Origin of the sequence: Serratia sp. UGAL515B_01 (assembly GCF_033095805.1) — a bacterium.
Classification (GTDB): Bacteria; Pseudomonadota; Gammaproteobacteria; order Enterobacterales; family Enterobacteriaceae; genus Chania.
Map to the genome: position 1 here is coordinate 2,182,558 of NZ_CP109901.1, position 18,628 is coordinate 2,201,185.

Below are 18,628 nucleotides of genomic sequence, written 5' to 3' on the forward strand. Positions count from 1 at the left end.
ACCACCTCAGATCATTTGGTTTTCTTATAGCTACTCGGAATTGGGGCATTATCAGGAAAAGCTGTAACAATTTTGCCCGTTGCTGGCTGGTAAACAACTCTAATCCTTACCCCATCTCTGGTTTCATAGGACACCCAGTTAGCAGGTTTTCCTTTACTGGTATAGATACCACCGGTACCCGTTTGGGCAAACCATTGAGTATCAGGAGATGTAGCAATATCGCCAACAGCATGTACTACTTTGTCAGCAGACCAGTTTTGCGGGAAAACAGTTTTCCCTGGATTTCCTGGGTAAAGATGTCCTCCGCTCGTTAAGCTGTCCCCATACAAAATATGCTGTTTAGCTTCTGGTGAAAGAATATCGACATATTTCTGATTTGCCGGACTGATGGAACTCTCAGCCATTAGGCCCTTGAGTTTTGCAGCGGCAGCACCACCCAATACTGGTGTCATCGAAGCCGCCACAATCTTCATCCCATCGTAAGTAGAGACGTATTGTTCTGCTGTCGCCTTATCTACGCCAAGTTGCACCATGGCATAGTTCACCATCGCATCCTTCACCTGCTGCTGATTCTGCGCATCAACACTGGTGATATTCAGCAGGTTCAATATCTGACCATAGGCATCAGAGTACATATCACTGACTTTATTATTGTACTGCCCGGTTTCGTACTCACCTTTCGCCGCGATAACCTTCAGTCTTGCACTCGCACAAGCCGCACTTCCTGCGTTGCCATTGCCACAGGCATCGATCACTTCCTTGTCGCTGGCGATATCCTTTTCACGCAGTTCATTGATTTTCTGTTGTGCCTGCTCACGCTCTGCCGGATCTTTGCTGTTCTGGAGTTTCTGTTTCGCTAACTCAAGCTCTGTCTTCTCCTGAACGCTCAGATAGTTATTCTCCACCGCGTTCTTGCCGGTTTGCGCACCCGCCAGCGCATTCGCCGTGCTGTCGCCCACAATACCACCGGCCATGCCCGCCGCCAAGGTGGCCAACAGGCTCACGGTCTGTTTCTGTTCTTCCGTCAGCTTATCCTTGTCCCAGCCCAGTCCCGCGAGGATATGCGGGGCCAACAGCTCGGCACTCGCGGCTCCCGCCGCTCCGGCCAGCGCACCGTTACCGCTGGCATAGGCCGTGACCGCACCCAGCACCGCATGCGCCATCGCGTTAGCCGCCTGATTGTCCCCGGTCGCTTTCTTTATCACCCCCGCCAGATACGGTGCGCTCGCCCCGGTCAGCGCCTGCGCCATATTCCCACCCGCCAGACCTTGGATCGCTGCCGTGGCCGCCTGGATACCCTGCTGGATCGCGCTGCCCGTACCCCATTGCGCCATCGCCGTGTTATACGCTTGCTGCTGCACATCCGCCTCGGTGAACGGCTTGCCTTTCGCGACCAGTTGTTCTCTGGCCGCCTGCAACGCTGCCGGGTCTTTCTGGGCATTCAGACCGGCTATCTGGCCTTGCGTCCGCGCAATATCCATCGCCTGACCCCCAATCGCCCCAATCAGCTGCGCTTCCCTTAACCGGTTCTGCTCCTTCTCTTTATCAAAAATCGGCGCAATGCTGCCGTTGGCATTCTCGGTGTCGCGGCTCAGGTCGGCGATGTCCTGCTGCTGGTTGTCTTTATCGCGGATGGTGATGGTGCCCTCGGCGATGGCCGCTTGGGTGGTGCCCTCAGCACTCCCGCTGTGGTTGGCCCCCGACAGCGCCAGGTTGTTGCTGTTCGACAGCACGTTGCCCAGCCGGCTGCCCCCGGTGCTGAAGCTGCCCCCCTGATGTTCGGTCTTGAAGTCCGCCTTGTTGTCGATATCGCTGAAGCCCAGCGTGCCGGTGTCCAGGCGGTTCTTGCTCGTGTCCGCTTGGCTGGCTATCACCGCCCCGTCCAGCTGGGTGTGATTGCCCACGGTGATGTCAAAGCCGCCTTTGCCGGCAAAGAGGCCCGTCTGCTCCTGCACGCTGTCATAGTTGCTGTTGACCTTGTCTCGGCTGGTCGAGAACTGTACCCCGCTACCGGCACCCGGCCCCACCGGCACCGACAGCCCACCGGACATACTGCTCTGGTGCGCGTCATAACGGTCGCTGTCCTGCTGGCTGCGCAGCGTCAGGTCACGCCCCACGTCCAGGTTTATCGTGTCGCCACTCACCTGCGCGCCGGTCAGGGTGGTGTCGCGTCCGCTGGTGATGCGTACGGTGTTGCCGCTGTCAATCGTGGTTTCTGTCCACTGGGTGCCGTTGCCGTTCTCCGCACCCTGGCTCTTGTTGGCATTCGCCGAGGCCATCACCCCGGCGGTCGACACGTCAAGCCCCACCCCAAAACCGCTGCCGCTGTTACTGCCGGTGGTCTGCTGGGTGTTGGCCACGCCGCCGAGCAACACATCCCGTTCGGCGCTCAGGGTGGTATCGCCCCCGGCCTTCAGCTGGCTGCCCAGGACGGTGATATCCCCCTTCTGACTGCCCGTGCCCTTGCCGGTGGCGGTGATGGAGAGGTTATTGCCCGCCGTCAACGTTGAGCCGGCCGCCGTGGTCGATTGTGACTGGCTGTCGGAGGCGGACGTCTGGCTGCCCAGCGAGGCGCTGAGCCCCACGGTGGCGCGGGCATCGCCGCCTTTGGCCAGCTCGACCCCCACCGCCTGACCCGCCTGCACCCCGGACAGCACCGCCTGGGTGTGCTGCAACGCCGCCAGGCGGCTGTCGGTCTCTTTATTCGCCTGCCGGGCGGTGGTCACCGCGGTGTTCACCGCACCGCCGGCCGCTCCCGACAGTGCCACCGTCAGCCCGCTCTGCTGCTGTTCAACCGTGTGGCGCTGGGCGCTCTGGTGCTCGGCCGCCAGTACCGACACGCTGCTGCCGCTCAGGCTGAGGTCTTTGCCGGCCATCACGTCAGACCCTTTCACCGTCAGGTCCTCCCCGGCGCTCAGGGTGACATTGCCCATCAGGCTGCCGACGGTGCTGCCCACGCTGCTCAGCGTGCTGCCGGTGTCCGTCATCGTGGTCTTGCTGCTGCCCACCATCACGCCCAGACCGCCGGTGCTCATCACCCCCGACTTGCTCTGTTCATAACGGTGAGACTCGCTCTCCCGTTGCTGCGCAGTGGTGACCGTCAGGCTCTCTTTGGCCCGCAGGGCCAGGTCGTTATCCGCCACCACCTGGCTGCCGCTGACGGCAATGTTTTTGCCGCTGACGTCGATGGCCCCCGCCGACAGCAGGGACCCCACCGCCCACGTCTGGCTCAGGCTGTCCTCGGTGTGGGTGGTGGTGCTGGAGAGCACACCTTTGCTGGTGCCGGTGTGCTGACGGTAGGCGTCATGCTGCTCATTCTGTGTCGACAGGGTGACATTGCCACCGGCCGCCAGGTTCAAGGCCCCGTCGGTTCGTATCGCACTGGCGCTCAGGGCAATGTCCTGCGCGGCGTTCAGCCGCACGTCGCCCTTGGCGCTCAGCTGGCTGCCCTGCAGCGTTTCATCATACAGGTTCACCGCGCTGGTATGGCGTTGGCTGGATGACTCGCCGGTGACCTGCAGGCTGTCGGTGGCGGCCTGCAGGGTGATGCCCTGTGCCTGCACGTTCACCGTGTCGGCCTTGAGGTTGGCCCCGGTGGCCGTCAGGTGGGTGACGTCGGCGTTCAGTGCCCCCCCGACCGTCACGGTGCTGCCCAGATGGCGCCGGTGTTCACTGGTGGCGCTGCCGCCGCCGTACTGCGTGTCTATCCGGTCGCGGGTCTGGGTGGTGTTCAGCACCCAGTCACCGCCGGTGGTGACCTGCAGGTCCTGGCCGACCGTCAGGCTGGCCCCTTGCTGAATGAAGTCGCGCTGGGCGTTGATAGTCGCACCGTCGCTGACGGTGATACTGGCCAGCGGCCCGAGCTGCGAGTCGGTGCGCTGTACCGCCCCGTTGTCGCTGCCGTAGAGCGTCGTCTCGGTGCGCAGCAGCACGTCACGCCCGCTGTCGAGCCGCAGGCTGCCGGCATTGAGCCGTGCCCCGCTGAGGTCGATGTCGCTGTTCAACGTGCCAAGCTGCAGGGTGTTGCCCGCCTGCAGCAACCCGCCCCGGTTGTCCAGCGTCACGTCTTTGGCCATGTCCAGGCTCAGGTTCCGGGTGGCGGTCACCGCCCCCGCATTGGTGAACCCCTGCATGTTGGTCAACCGGATATCCTCTGCCGCGATGACCGCCCCGTTAGCCCGCAGGTCCCCCGGTTTGACGCCCGCCAGATAGACCACCGGCACCAGCACGGTTTGCCCGGCCACCTCGCGGGTCTCCATCAGCACGATGTTGTGGGTCAGGGTCGCCATCTGTTCGGCGCTGAGGCCGGTGCCCAGGGCAATATTGAAGGCCTGGCTGTATTGCAGGCCGTCGGCAAACAGCTGTTCGAACTGCGCCTGCGCGTCGCGGTAATCCGCCATCACCGCGCGCCCGGTCAGCGCCAGAACCTGGTCGCGTACCAGACGCTGTTCATAGGCGTTGTCCCCCAGGCGCTTGAGGATACGGTTCGGGTCGGTGCTCAACTGGGCCAGCACCGTGTCCGACCCGCGCCACTGGTTCAGGTTGGCAAACGCCGGGTTGGTCTCTATCAGGTAGTGGCTGTTGACGCTGGGGTCCACGCTAAACCGGTACAGACCGCCGCTCGGCGGGGTCAGGGAAAGGCCGTTGAACTCCACGCTGAAGGCCTTGCCGGTGTTGTCACGCACCGACGGTGGCGCCACCGTGCCCGGGGTTGCCCCGTTGTTGAGGGTGACCCCGCTGCCGCTTATCGTGTGGGCGGTCAGGCTGGAGGCGTACGCCGAGGTGGCCTGCTCCTTCACCTCCGGGCCCCAGGCGGTACTCCACAACTCACCCTTGTAGGTGCGGTAGTTCCATTGGCCGGTGGAGGTGGTACGCTCCATCAGCCGTTGGGCACTGCCCCAGCCATCCTGCAGCAGGGTCACCCCGGTGAGGTCAATCGCCCCCTGGGCGCTCACCTTGCTCCAGTAGTTCTCCAGGGTGCCCACCCGTGCCGTCAGGTCACCCCCGGCCAGCAGTTGGGCCTCCGGGCTGATGCGGTCGATGTGGTTATAGGCGAGCGTCGAGGTGTAATCCGTGCCGATATAGTCGCTGTTCATCGACCCGCCGTGCGGCGGCTCCGCGTAGCGCCCCCCCGGGATATCGGGGGTGTCCGGCGTCCAGAACGCCGAGCCGTGCTGGGTATCGGCCACCACAAAATCGCTGTCGGCGGTCAGGATGTGGCGGCGGTTGGTCAGAGTGGTGGCCTCAACCCGCAGGTCCTTACCGGACTCAATCAGGCCAGAAATGTTCAACACCTGGGCGGCGGCTCGATACTGTCCGTCCTCATCCTGGCCCCCGGCCAGCACCAAGTTGCCCATGCCCAAGAGCGTGGTGCTCGGGGCGGTGTCGGTGTCGGTCACCGTGTCGCTGTTTTCAATCACCGGGGCCAGCAGCGCCAGGGTGCCGTTCTCATCGGTGGCCCCTATCAGGGCCTGTGGCCCGCTGTTGGTGATGCGCTCGCGGGCCCGCAGCGTCCCGTCGCCGCTGATGAGGGTGCCGGTATTGAACAGGGTGGTGACATCGGTCTCCAGCCGGCCATTGACCTGCACCTCCCCGCGGTTGGTCAACGCGCCCGCGCTGGTCAGGCTGGCCTGGGTGGCGACAAGCGAACCGCTGTTCTCCAGGTTGCCGGTGTGCGTGTTCAGCGTACCGCCGGCGATAATCTGCCCGGCGTTGGTCACCGCACCGGGGGTGGTCAGGGTGAGGTCTCGCCCGACCTGCAGCCATGCCCCCGCCTGATGGGTGAAGTCCCCTTGCAACCCCAGGGTCAGGTCTTCACTGGCGGTGATGCGGCCCGCGTCATTATTCAACTGCCCCAGCGCAAGCGACACCGTGCGGGCACTCAGCGTGCCGCCCTGGTTATCGAGGGTTTGCCCCGCGTTGCCGTTCGCCGTCAGGCTCAGGGTGTCCAGCGCCGTCAGGGTGGCGCGTTGCGTATTGATGTCGCCCTCACGCGCGGTGAGGTGCATCTCACGCGCCTGGAGCTGGCTGTCGTTCATCTCCAGCTGGCTGCCGCTGAGCGCCAGGGTGCCGCTGGCCAGGGTCTGCCCGACCGCCTGCAGGTCCTGACGGGTCGCCACGCGCAGGTCACCGCGGTCGGCCAGGCGGCCGTTGTTTTGTACCCCGGCGGCCAGCAGGCTCTGGCTGTCGCTCAGCAGGCGTTGGGCGTTGAGGGTCAGGTTGCCCTGGGAAAGCAGGGTGCCCGCCCGGTTATCGAAGTCGCCGGTCAGGTCCAGGGTAAAATCGGGGGTGCCGGTCTGGGCTATCAGGCCACCCACGTTGGAGAGCGCCTGAGCATGGAGCCCGACCTGCTCGGCCATCACCCGGGCGTTGTCACTGCGTAACAGCGAGGCGGTCGACGCCGCCAGCGTGCTGGCAGAGAGCGTGGCCCCCGTCAGGGTAATCTCCCCCGGGGCAGTGAACGTGATGTGGCTGCCCTGGGTCTGGCTGCCGGTGAAATCCAGGGCGCCGTCGCGGGCGTTGAACACCAGGTCTCGCCCCTGGGTCTGGCTGTGGCGGGCGGTGATAGTCCCGCCATCAACGTTAAGCGTGAGGTCTCTCACTTGCGCCCGGCTGCCGGTGAGGGTGATATCGCCCCCGTGCGCGTTGAGCGTGACGTCGCCGCCCCGGGTCTGGCCGTTGTCGAGGTGGATACCCCCCGCCTGGGCGGTAAAGGCCAGGGTGGTGCCCTGCAGCTGGCTGTTGCTCAGGTCGATATCGCCGCCCAACGCGTTGAGGGTCAGGGCGTCCCCCTGAGTCTGGCTGCCGTTGAGGTCGAGGCGTTGTGCGGTGAACTGCAACGCGCTGCCGCTGAGGTTTTTACCTTGTGCACGCAGGGTGCCGCTGGCGTCGACGCGCAGGGTGGCCGGGGTCAGGTTGCTGTTGCCGGACTGCACCCCGGCCCCCAGCACCGCGGTGCGGCTGCTGTCCACCTCGGCCGCGCGCAACGTCGTGTCCCCGGCGGCGGCAATGGTACCCTGGTTGGTGAGAGTGCCGGCGGTGGTGAGCCGGTTGCTGGCCCCGGCGTACAGGGCACCGCGGTTGTCTATCCCGGCCGGGGTGTTGACGGTCAGGTGCTGAGCACTGTTGACCTGGCCACTGTTGACCAGCATGCCGTCGGCGGTGATGACGATATCCCCGGCGGTCGAGCCTATCTCCCCGGCATTGTGGACGCCCACGCCGCTTTCGGTGCCTATCAGGCGGATTTTACCGGCGTACATGCCGCCCAACTGGGCGACATCCACCGCCACGGTGGGCCGTGGGCTGCCGTCGGCGGTTTTGGCACTCACCGTCTGGTGGGCCGCATCCACCTGGTTGCGCCCGGTAGTGACGTTAAGGTCGTTGGCCCACAGGCGGGCGTTGACCTTGACGGCGCGGGCAATCAGGTCGGTATGGTCCTGACGGCTGCTGTCCAGCCCGCCGCCCTGCACCACAATCTCGCCGCGCGCGACGTCATAGCCGGTCAGTTGGCCATTGAACAGCTGGGGCTGGCCGGTGGTGAGGGTGGCGCGATTGGCGTTGATAAAACCGCAGCCGCTGCAGGTGATGCCGGCCGGGTTGGCAATCACCACCTGGGCCTTTTGCCCGGCGACTTCGATAAAGCCGTTCAGCTGGCTGGGGTCACGGGCGTTGACTTCATTCAAAATGACCGTGGCTTCGCCGCGCGCCAGCCAGGGGTTGGCGGTGACCATGCCGGCAATCTGGGTCTGGGTGTTGAGGTGGCTGTTGTTGAGCACCACGCCTTTATTATCGACATCGAACTGGCTGTAGACGTTGCGCGACACCCCGGCGGCGCTGGGGGTCTGGATATTGACCTGCGGCGTGCCGTTGGCACTGCTGATGACGGTCGGCTGCTGGTTACCGGGTGCGCTGCCGTCAGCGACAATCTGCGCCTGCACCGGCTGAACGGCCCCGAGGGCCAACAGCAGCGCAAAGCACACGCCATGAACCTTGCCTCTCCACTGGCTAAGGGTCTGCCCGAAGCCGGAGGCGGGCGAGGCGGCACCAGCACGACCTGCCCCGGCGATATCGGGTACCACCATCATCATGCCCCGAGCGGGGTTGAAAATGAGGCGGTAGCGATTTTTGTTCATGACGATGTTCCTGCTAAAAAGCGAAAAAGTAAGTTTTTGGGTGTCATACCCCAATGACCTGAATCGATAGGCCATAACGCTGTCGATTCAGGTCATTGGGAGATATCCCGGCCGAAACCGGGATGCGTACTTATCAGAAGCGGTAACCGATCCCGCTCTTGAAACAGCACAATGGGTAACACATACAGTGGGGCATGTACGTCGCACGCACCTGTCTGCATCGTCCGTACCTCAGAAATCCCAGTTCAGATTGAAGCCCAGCGTGACCGGGCTGGTCTTGAAACCGTCGGGTTTAGAGAGAGGCACCCCGGCAAACAGGTCATAACGGGTTTTAAAAACGCTGCCGCGCACGCCTATCACGCTACCTGCCAGGTTAGTCCCGAGCAGCTCTTCCGTGCCGCGACCGCTAACGTGGCCGTAGTCCGCCCCCAGATACAGCTCCTGGTTCGGCACCGGTGTGCTCCAGGCCAATTCATTGCGTACCGTCCAGCCCGCATTGGCATTCAGGGTACGTTCTCCGTCAAAGCCGCGCACCGTAAAGCGCCCACCAATCGCAAACTGGTCCTGCGGCGTCAAGGGGGTGTTGCTCATCTGGCGCTGATACTGCACCTGGTAGCGGAGTCTCTGCTTGCCCAGCGTAAACGGCACATTCAACTGGCTGGAGAGTTGAATGATTTTGCTCAACGCCGTGGCTTCACCAAAAAACTCTTCCGGGGCCGGGAGCGCACCGAACCAACGGGTGCCGCGCTGATAGCTGATACCGGCGTCCAGCGTCGCCTGCTGGATAAAGTGGCGATGTTGCAGCCCTATGCGCCAGCCTGCGGTGCGGCGGCGCTGCACTTCAACCTCGGTATCATTGATATAGTTCTTCGACCCACGCATCAGGATGTCGTAGGTAAAGGTGGTTTTCTGGCTGGCGCTGCGGTGCAGAACGCGGCTCAGTTGCACCGTCAGGTTCTGGCTGTCACCACGGTAAAGATAATCCCCATTCAACCCGGCCACGGTCTGGTGATAATCAAAACGGCTGCCGGTCACCGACAGCATCGCGTAACGGAACGGTACCGAGTAGTGGGCAGTGACGTTTTTGCTGCTCTTGTCATTACCCGGTTGCAACGCACGCGTGCCGGAGAGATAGAACAGGTCACTCAGTGACAACGGGTTATCCAGCGACAGGGTCATTCCCCCCTGATAACGCCCGGTGCTTTTTGAACCCGAGTCGTCCAGCGAGGCGCCCAAACGCCAGATTTTGGCCTGCTTCCAGCGCAGTTGGATGTCACTTTCCCCCGGGTGTTCACCGGGGACGATTTCCATATCGGCCTGCACGGTCGGCAGGCGCTGCAGGTTCTCCAGCCCCTGTTCGATATCGCGCAAATCCAGCAATTGACCCGCACGCGGCGGGAAAGCAGTAAACAGGCTGACATACTGGCCGCTGTCGGGGGTCATTTTCACCTGTCGGATAAAGCCGGGCAGGATTTTCAATTGCAGCGTGCCGCTTTTTAAATCCTGCTGCGGAGCCAGCACGCGGGTGGTGATATAGCCGTGATCCACCAGACGGTTCTGCATCGTGCTCATCAGCAGGTTGATGCCCTTGCCACCCAGACACTGACCCTGTGCCTGATTGGCGATGCGCTGTAATGGCAACCAACGCGGCAGGGCTTCTTGACCACTCAGCTCCACGCGATCAATGTTAAAACAGGGTTTTTCCAACGGGAATACCAAACGCCCCAATCGCGAAACCGGGGGTGACAGACGCACATCGGGCGTAGGCGGCAGCAGCTGTTGCTCTAAAGCACGCTGGCGTTGCTGTTGCAGAATAAGTTGTTCGTTGTTATTGGTATCAGCGGCAGAGAATGCCAGAGGTGAAACCATCAAAAGCAAAGGGGTAACCATCACGCAGGCATGAGAACCGCGCAGAAAACGGGGGACAACATCAAACAATCCTTGCGAGAAAACGCTTATTATTCACGTGTGAAAATTCGCGCGAATATTAACCATGTAAGGGGGTGTTTGCAATATAAATCCTCATGTTTGCTCAAGACAGCTCTGGGTAACAAGAAGTTACCAAACTGCAAAATTTTTAACGAATCACAAGGAGTTTTTATCACTAGACGCTTAATGTAACCCAGCTTAACGGGCCGTTTTCTGTATGCCAACCAACAAGCCAGTAGCCGTCGCTACTGGCTTGTATCGCTAACTCAAATCTGAGCCATTACTGGCAATCACCTTCTTATACCAGTAGAATGATTTTTTTCTCGTTCTGGCTAAAGACCCTTTCCCTTGATCATCGCGATCGACATAGACGAAGCCATAACGTTTGCTCATTTCCCCGGTGGAAGCCGAGACCAGATCAATACAGCCCCAAGAGGTGTAGCCCATCAGCGGGATGCCATCCTCAATAGCCTCTGCCATAGCTTTGATATGCTCACGTAGGTAGCTGATACGGTATTCATCGTCAATTTCCCCTAGCTCATTGATTTTGTCTTTCGCACCCAAACCGTTTTCTACCAGAAATAGTGGTTTCTGATAGCGGTCATACATCATGTTCATAGTGATACGCAGGCCTAAAGGATCGATCCCCCACCCCCACTCGCTGACCTGAATATGTGGATTTCTCAGAGACTTGACGACATTGGCTGCAATGCTGTTTTGCTCATTCATCTCAGCCGAGGCACAGCGGGATGCGTAGTAACTGAAAGAGACAAAATCGACGCTGTTTTTGAGGATCTCGCTATCCCCCTCCTCCATCTGTACCGTGATGCCCTTTTCGCTAAACAGACGTTTGGTGTACGAGGGATAGGCCCCACGAGCCTGCACATCGATGAAAAACAGGTTTTCGCGGTCTTTTTCCAGCGCGGCCCACACGTCTGCTGGCTTGCATGACCACGGGTAGAAATTCCCGCCCGCCAACATACACCCAACCTGATTTTCTGGGTTAACTTCATGGGCAATTTTAGTCGCCAAGGCGCTCGCTAAGAGTTCGTGATGAGCCGCTTGATATTTCACCTGTTCTTGATTATCGCCTGGCTCAAAAACCAGTCCCGCACCAGAGAACGGACTGTGCAGGAGAATATTAATTTCATTAAACGTTAGCCAGTATTTCACCAGTCCATCAAAAGCCTCAAAACAGGTACGGGCATAGTGGATGAAGAACTCCACCATTTGCCGGTTACGCCACGAACCGTATTCGCGAACCAAATGCATTGGCACATCAAAATGGCACAGCGTCACCAACGGCTCAATGCCATACTTTTTGCATTCGGCAAACACGCCACGATAAAAGCCGATACCCTGCGCATTGGGCACCATTTCGTCGCCGTTAGGGAATATACGGCTCCAGGCGATTGAGGTTCGAAATACGCGGAACCCCATCTCCGCCATTAAGGCTATGTCTTCTTTATAACGATGGTAAAAATCGATACCCAGATGGCTGGGATAGAACTCATCCTCACGCAAGGTAAAGCGTTTTTCCTGACCCAGTTTTACCGCTAGCCGCGCTTTACCATGAGGGATCATGTCAACCGTCGTCAGCCCTTTGCCACCTTCCAGATAAGCGCCTTCAGCCTGGTTAGCCGCTAACGCACCACCCCATAAAAAATCCGCGGGGAAAACAGATGCTGGCATAAGATACCTCTTCATAATTGTTTTTTTACAATAGGTTACATAGATAATGCGGGGGCCGGCTTGGCGGTTTCACTTTCCACCTCTTCGGCAGGAATATCTTCAAATCCCAGTAGCAGCGTCAGTACAAAGGAAAGCATAACGGCCAGGATCATTACGCCAAATACCCAGACAATGGTCATTGGACTTGATGGATCGAAAAACTGTACGCTGGTAAATAGCCCCGGTGAAGCCATCGAGTGGCTTGCCAATCCGGCAATTCCGGCAACACCACCACAGACAAAACCACTGATCAGTGCAGCAATCAGTGGACGTTTCAGGCGTATTGCCACACCGTAAAGTGCGGGTTCAGAAATACCGGCAACGATGGCTGACGCCGCTGCGGCTAACGCAGTTTGGCGCAACTCCGGATTTTTGGTGCGCCAGGCAACCGCCAACGATGAGCCTCCCAGAGAGAGATTGGCACCAATCTCTGATGGCATCACCATGCCCTCCTTGCCGGTTTCTGCAATAGTCTGAATGATGGTTGGGGTAAACACGCGGTGCATCCCTGTCATCACCAACAGCGGCCATAGTCCGCCCATAATGGCGACGGATAGCCAACCCAGATAGTTATGCACGGTGAATACCAGTGCAGAAATGCCACTGCCGATCCAGATCCCTAATGGACCAATCAGCATGATGGCGATTGGGGCAGCGATAAGTACAATCAGCATCGGTTTGAGGAAGTTTTTGGTTACGGCTGGCGTGATGCGGTCGACCCATCTTTCAATGTAGGAGAGTAACCAGGTCATGCACAGCGCTGGAATAACCGTGTAGGTGTATTTCACTGCGGTAACGGATAAGCCGACAAATTCAACTTGCTGCCCCTGCGCCGCTTTGGCCATTAAATCGATAAAAGTTGGATGAACCAGCACCCCGGCAATCGCAATAGCTAACGACATATTGGCTTTGAACTTTATGGCCGCGGAAGCAGCAACCATCACCGGTAAGAAGAAGAAAGCGCCATCGCCGATCACGTTAAGAATAATAAGTGTCGAAGAGCCTTTGCTAAATACACCGGTCATATCCAGTATCATCGCGAGCAGTTTAACCATCGAGCCACCAATAATCGCAGGGATCAACGGTGACATGGTGCCGATCAGTGCATCTAAAATCCCGGCACCAATGCGTTTCAAGGTGATGCGGTTTTTCACTGGTGCAGATTGCTGTTCCACAGCACCGTCAGGTAGTCGTTTCAGTACTTCGGCATACGCCTGCGAAACCGTGTTTCCGATGATCACCTGACACTGCTTCTCGCTTCTCACCACACCCAGCACGCCGCTGATCGCCTTCAGCCTGGCACTATCGATAAGGCTATCGTCGTTAAGCACAAAGCGCAGCCGCGTCATGCAATGAGTTACCGCTGCGATGTTATTCGCGCCCCCCACTGCATCCACTATTGATTGTGATACCGTCGCATAATTCTTAGACATGAGGACAACTCTCATAAATAGGTAACCGGTTTCACATATAATTGTTAAATGCATATTTAAATATCAATATATAAATTTTTAAATTATCAGATATGTGATGGTGATCTTTCGATAATCTGCGCATTGGCCTGCCTAGCCTCTGCCAGTGTGTATATACTCGCCATACTTCGAGCTGCTTGTATGTTGGTTTTCGGGGCCGCGTTAGCCAAAGAACGATTGGTTGTTGCGTTGCCGCCTTTCTGCAACTCGAACTCTTTAGCGTGTAGAATATGACTAGTTTTCAAGGAACCGGGAAAAAGCTATGTCTACAATGCAGGAAGTGGCCAAGAAAGCGGGCGTGTCAAAAGCCACTGTTTCACGTGTTCTTTCCGGTAAGGGGTACGTCAGCGAAGCAACCAAAAACCAGGTATACAAAGCGATCGAAGAGGCAGGGTACCGCCCTAATTTGCTGGCAAGAAATCTGGCAACCAATAAATCTCAATGTATCGGTCTGGTGGTGACCAATACGCTGTACAACGGTAATTACTTTGGCGAGTTAATCTCTCAGGCGGCGCAAAAGCTGGAAAATAATGGGCGCCAACTCATTTTGGTTGACGGGAAACACAGCGCAGAGGAAGAGCAGGCGGCGATCCAATTTCTGCTCGATTTACGCTGTGATGCCATCATCATCTATCCCCGTTTCCTCACCGTCGATGTGATGGATGATATTATTGAGCAATATAAACAACCCATAATGGTGGTTAACCGCAGGCTAAAAAAGCATCAGAGCCACTGTATTCGCTGCAACCATAAAGGTGCCAGTTTTAACGCGGCAAAATACCTGATTGAGCAAGGCCACCACGATATTGCTTTTATTACCGGCTCGCTGGATTCGCCCACTGCCATCGAACGACTTTCTGGCTACAAAGAGGCGTTAATTCATTATGGTATTACGCCGCAGGATAGCCTGATCATAAAGGGAAAATGGACACCGAACAGCGGTGCCACAGCAATCAAATCGTTGCTAGACCAGCAGGTCGTCTTTAGCGCAGTCTTAGCCAGCAATGATGACATGGCCATTGGCGCTATCAAACAATTAAACGAGGCGGGCATGACCGTACCAGGTAACGTCTCTGTTATCGGTTTCGATAACATTCCTACCGCGCCATACCTGATACCTGCATTATCCAGCGTTAAAGATCCGGTTAGCGATATGATGAATGAAGTGATTGACCGGTTGATTTCCATGCTCGACGGTGGTTATTTATCAAAAGTTAACGTTTTTACCTCAGAGCTGATGCTCAGGGATTCTGTTAGCCATGGGCCCTTCTGGGGTCAGTAATATCTCTGTTCGATCAGAGCCGCTGGCGAGAGGACCCTCTGGCGCGCTCAACGCCACCTTTTGCCAATGCTGCGGTATAACACCTTCTAAAGCACAGCTAACTGGACTAAGCGCGGTGTCACCAACCTTGCTTGATGCACGCAATAAGGTTGATGCAGCACATCGTGGTGTCGCATCGCCTGCACAGAGGCCACTAGGCTGTGTCCTTTGTATCTAGGATAACGCCGAAATATTGGCGCAATTGGCTGGGGTCATTGAAAAACATGCAGAACGGGAACGGCTTATTCGTGCCTTGCCTAATGCAGAAAGGCAAGTCCTGACCGCGATGGTGGTACGACGTCACCAATGGGCCACGATGCGGGTTGCGGAACGTAATAGATTACACTCGTCTCATACCCTGAGCCGTAAGATCACACCGTGCATAATAGCCCCTTCAAATACTTGCCCAATACAAGGCAATCGAGGACAACTGCAGTCAACATCCAATAGCATACTGGATGACATACCAGAATCACTAAAAACAAAAAACCCCATGCTTCTTATAAGCATGGGGTCTGTATTTGGCGGAAGGACAGAGATTCGAACTCTGGGACAGTCGCCCGTCGACGGTTTTCAAGACCGTTGCCTTAAACCACTCGGCCATCCTTCCAATGGGCGCAGATATTAACGATGCAGCCATGGAATGTCTATCGTTTTGATGCAAAAAAGTGTGTCACCACATCCGTCCGCTTAAATTTCGCACCAATGGCGTTCAAAAAATAATGAAACTGGTTCAGGTGAGGTTTTTTCAATCAATCCAGTGTCCCCTGTTTCGATACCGATAACTTAACTGCCAGTGGTCGGAAGCAGGCAATTAAAAAACGGCCCGGAGGCCGCTTTATCAGATCCACACCTGTAGATTAGAACTGGTAGACCATGCCTACACCAACCACGTTGTCAGTGGCGATGCCAGCTGCTTGGTTGAATTCGTTCTTATCCAGCAGGTTGATTTTGTAATCAACATAGGTGGACATATTTTTGTTGAAGTGGTATGTCGCACCCAGATCAACGAATTTAACCAGATCTTGGGAACCGTAATCGCGTTCGATATCCTTACCTTTAGATTGCAGATAAGCAATAGAAGGACGCAGACCAAAATCGAACTGATATTGTGCAACCAGCTCAATGTTTTGAGCTTTATTCGCGTAACCATAAGCACGGTTAGTGCCACTGCCGAAATGGGTTGCATTATAAGACTGGGTGTACAATGCTGCAAGATAGAGGTTATTGGCATCGTATTTCAAGCCGCCAGTGTAGGCTTCAGCCTTGTTACCACGGCCCAGGATCGCGGCATTGATCCCAGCACCATTCTGGTCGTCGGTACGTTTAGAGTTAAAGAATGCACCCGCAGCACTGATACCGTAACCCAGATCGTAGGATACGGACATACCATAACCGTCACCATTTTGGCCTAATACAGTACGGCCATTGTTGCTTTCTTTAGCATTGCCGTTCTTACCCTGATACTGCATGGCAAAATGCAGGCCATCAACCAAACCAAAGAAGTTATTATTACGGTAGGTAAGGACACCGCCAGCACGCTGAAACATGAAGTTGTCTTCAGTGTAATTCGGGCCACCAAATTCAGGCAAAACGTCGGTCCAAGCAGCAACGTCATACATCACGCCATAGTTGCGACCGTAGTCCAGTGAACCATAATCACCAAATCTTAGACCGGCAAAACCCAACCGAGTAAATGAATTATTTTGGGCTTCAGTCTGGTTCAACTTGACTTCATATTCCCACTGACCATACCCCGTCAGTTGATTATTGATCTGGGTTTCACCGTTAAATCCAATGCGCATATACGATTTATCACCATCGTTACTGCGGTCGTTAGAGAAATAGTGAAGACCGTCAATCATACCATTTAAATTCAGTTTGTTGCCGTCTTTGTTGTATATTTCTGCCGCCCCCGCTGTCCCTGCAACCAGTATTGCAGGAATGATCAGGGAAAGTACTCGAAGTTTCATCGTTATTATCCTCTTAATTTATATCAAACCACAGCCACTGCCACTGCTCTTGCGTGCATTATTAATGCAACAATGCATAACCATTTTGGGGTTAACGGTAGTATTAATCTATAAGTAAAATGATACTAAGCACCCAATAGTGTTTCACTTTAATAATTAATAGTTTCACAATGTAAAGTAAACACCGGGAATTACCAGTAACTACATGATTTTAGTAGAAAATTAAACATAATACCGATCAAACAAAAAGTAATCTTTTGATTTAAAATAAAAATAAAAACTTACACTTAGTTAATAATTGGCAAACGATATGTGTGTGAAACTTAAAAAGTTGGCTTTAAAATGATTACGCTTTCATCATTTTTTCATTATCACCTTCATTATCTGCAAGGTAATTGTCTCACTTATCTTTATTCATCACCGGCCTCTGGCCGGTTTTTTATTTATTCATACTTGCATACATTTAAAAATAACATTTTAAAAACGAAAACCTTCATTTTTATAACATGAGTTACACGTAACCAGCCTAAATAGCTATATGGACACCGCATAACTGCAAGTGTGGGCAGACCTTTTTCTGACAAGGTAGTCACAAACATATATTCGGCTTCGTGAGCCCTGATGAACATCCGTACTCTCTGCCCTCATTAGCGCCATGGCTTCTGACAGCCAGCTTATTTGTTTAACCTCATGTCCGTATTGACCGAACTACCGTGCCCAGTAGGTTGCGCTGCCACAGGCCTCCATAACAATTCTTGACGAGGGCTGTTGGGCGTTCATGTGCAATCAAGGAACACGGCCTGCACTGCCGAGTACGAATCTCTTCGACCCTAATCGCAGATTGTGATAGAAACGGAGGATCATTCCAAACATCATACAGAACCGCTCTCGATACCCACATGACATTCACTCTATGTACCGAAAAACCACAGCCTAACGTGCCACAACAGGTCGCCACTCGTTTGGCTTTTTTCATTGCCGGTCTTGGCATGGCTGCTTGGGCACCGTTGGTGCCTTTCGCTAAAACACGTATCGATATTGACGACGCTTCGCTAGGTATGCTCTTGCTATGCATCGGAGTTGGCTCAATCATGGCTATGCCCCTAACCGGGTTATTAACGAGTAAATTCGGTTGCAAACGCGTGATCCTGTTGGCAGGAATCGCACTTTGTATCGACCTGCCACTGTTGGCCTTGATGGACTCGGCCTTAGGCATGGCTTTAGCGCTGCTGTTCTTCGGCGCCGCTATCGGTATGGTTGACGTAGCAATGAACATTCAAGCTGTCGTGGTTGAACGTACTAGCGGGCGAGCCATGATGTCTGGTTTTCATGGTTTCTTCAGCATTGGAGGAATTGTAGGAGCTGGTGGGGTTAGTGCACTGTTGTGGCTTGGCGTCAGCCCACTGCAAGCCACACTGTGCGCCGTTGTTATCATTCTGACACTGCTTTCGATTGCCAGTAAAAACTTGCTGCGCGAAAATGGCGGAGATCAAGAAGGCTCAATGTTTGTTCTGCCGCGTGGTTGGGTGATGTTGATAGGTCTGCTGTGTTTTATTATGTTTCTCGCCGAGGGTTCTATGCTTGACTGGAGCGCACTGTTTCTCACCACACAGAGAGGAATGGATCACAATCAGGCGGGATTAGGCTACGCTCTCTTTTCTATTGCTATGACATTAGGCAGGTTGAATGGTGACCGGATTGTTAATACCGTAGGAAGATATCAGGTACTGATAATGGGCAGCCTGTGTGCTGCATTAGGGCTGGTACTGGCCATCAGCTTAGATAACGTAACGGCTTCATTGACGGGTTTTATGCTGGTCGGCCTCGGTGCATCCAATGTCGTGCCTATCTTGTTCACCGCAGCAGGTAATCAAACAACCATGCCTGCCAATCTGGCTATCGCCTCAGTCACGACGGTCGGCTACACCGGCATTCTTGCTGGCCCTGCATTAATCGGGTTTATCGCACAGATCTCCAGCCTAACGTTTGCTTTTGCCTGTGTTGCCGCACTGCTGATGATTGTTACCGTCAGTGCAAAAGCAATAACCCGCTAATTTCAGGGACGTACTG

General features: G+C 55.7%; 7 protein-coding genes and 1 tRNA gene. 2 read left to right on the top strand and 6 right to left on the bottom strand.

The genetic code is table 11. The annotated features are described in order from the left end of the window. Positions 1–11: 11 nt before the first annotated feature. From OK023_RS09925 to ascF, 4 genes are all read right to left on the bottom strand, one after another. Positions 12–8,132: a hemagglutinin repeat-containing protein gene (locus OK023_RS09925; protein WP_317692565.1), complete on the bottom strand. Its 8,121-nt coding sequence runs from the start codon at positions 8,130–8,132 to the stop codon at positions 12–14. Between the two features lie 231 nt (positions 8,133–8,363). Next, entirely contained in the window at positions 8,364–10,001 is a 1,638-nt protein-coding gene (locus tag OK023_RS09930; protein ID WP_317697628.1) for a ShlB/FhaC/HecB family hemolysin secretion/activation protein, read from the bottom strand. 321 nt (positions 10,002–10,322) lie between these two features. Beyond that, entirely contained in the window at positions 10,323–11,753 is a 1,431-nt protein-coding gene (locus tag OK023_RS09935) for a 6-phospho-beta-glucosidase (RefSeq protein ID WP_317692566.1), read from the bottom strand. Between the two features lie 35 nt (positions 11,754–11,788). After that, the gene (gene ascF / locus OK023_RS09940) at positions 11,789–13,225 is read right to left on the bottom strand and encodes a PTS cellobiose/arbutin/salicin transporter subunit IIBC (RefSeq protein WP_317692567.1); all 1,437 of its coding nucleotides are present in this window, start codon (positions 13,223–13,225) and stop codon (positions 11,789–11,791) included. Between the two features lie 301 nt (positions 13,226–13,526). Between ascF and OK023_RS09945 the strand changes: the two genes are divergently transcribed. Continuing rightward, positions 13,527–14,546, top strand: coding sequence for a LacI family DNA-binding transcriptional regulator (locus tag OK023_RS09945; RefSeq protein WP_317692569.1), 1,020 nt, complete (start codon positions 13,527–13,529; stop codon positions 14,544–14,546). Positions 14,547–15,107: 561 nt separating this feature from the next. On the opposite strand, the gene OK023_RS09955 is transcribed toward OK023_RS09945, so the two are convergent. Next, a tRNA-Ser gene (locus tag OK023_RS09955) sits at positions 15,108–15,195 on the bottom strand. A 250-nt stretch (positions 15,196–15,445) separates the two neighbouring features. Then, the gene (ompC, locus tag OK023_RS09960; protein WP_317692570.1) at positions 15,446–16,558 is read right to left on the bottom strand and encodes a porin OmpC; all 1,113 of its coding nucleotides are present in this window, start codon (positions 16,556–16,558) and stop codon (positions 15,446–15,448) included. Positions 16,559–17,457: 899 nt separating this feature from the next. On the opposite strand from ompC, the gene OK023_RS09965 reads away from it, so the two are divergent. Further along, positions 17,458–18,612, top strand: a complete 1,155-nt coding sequence (locus OK023_RS09965; RefSeq protein ID WP_317692571.1) for an MFS transporter — start codon at positions 17,458–17,460, stop codon at positions 18,610–18,612. Positions 18,613–18,628: the final 16 nt, after the last annotated feature.